Source organism: Enterobacter cloacae complex sp. P43RS, assembly GCF_014930585.1.
GTDB classification, from domain to species: domain Bacteria; phylum Pseudomonadota; class Gammaproteobacteria; order Enterobacterales; family Enterobacteriaceae; genus Enterobacter; species Enterobacter bugandensis.
On record NZ_JADBRJ010000029.1, the window covers coordinates 1 to 566 of the forward strand.

The following is a 566-nucleotide window of genomic DNA, read 5'->3' on the forward strand; positions in this document are numbered from 1 at the left end:
CGAAGGTGCTCCCACTGCTTGTACGTACACGGTTTCAGGTTCTTTTTCACTCCCCTCGCCGGGGTTCTTTTCGCCTTTCCCTCACGGTACTGGTTCACTATCGGTCAGTCAGGAGTATTTAGCCTTGGAGGATGGTCCCCCCATATTCAGACAGGATACCACGTGTCCCGCCCTACTCTTCGAGTTCACAACCTGTGCATTTTCGTGTACGGGACTGTCACCCTGTACCGTGCGACTTTCCAGACGCTTCCACTAACACACAAGCTGATTCAGACTCCGGGCTGCTCCCCGTTCGCTCGCCGCTACTGGGGGAATCTCGGTTGATTTCTTTTCCTCGGGGTACTTAGATGTTTCAGTTCCCCCGGTTCGCCTCGTTAACCTATGTATTCAGTTAACGATAGTGTGACGAATCACACTGGGTTTCCCCATTCGGACATCGACGGGTCAAAGGTTCATATCACCTCGCCGTCGCTTTTCGCAGATTAGCACGTCCTTCATCGCCTCTGACTGCCAGGGCATCCACCGTGTACGCTTAGTCGCTTAACCTCACAACCCGAAGATGTTTC

The 566-nt window shown here is 53.2% G+C and carries 1 rRNA gene; it reads right to left on the bottom strand.

Annotated elements, in window-relative coordinates:
- Positions 1–546: ribosomal RNA gene (locus IM294_RS21985) — 23S ribosomal RNA — on the bottom strand; the annotation flags it as partial.
- Positions 547–566: the final 20 nt, after the last annotated feature.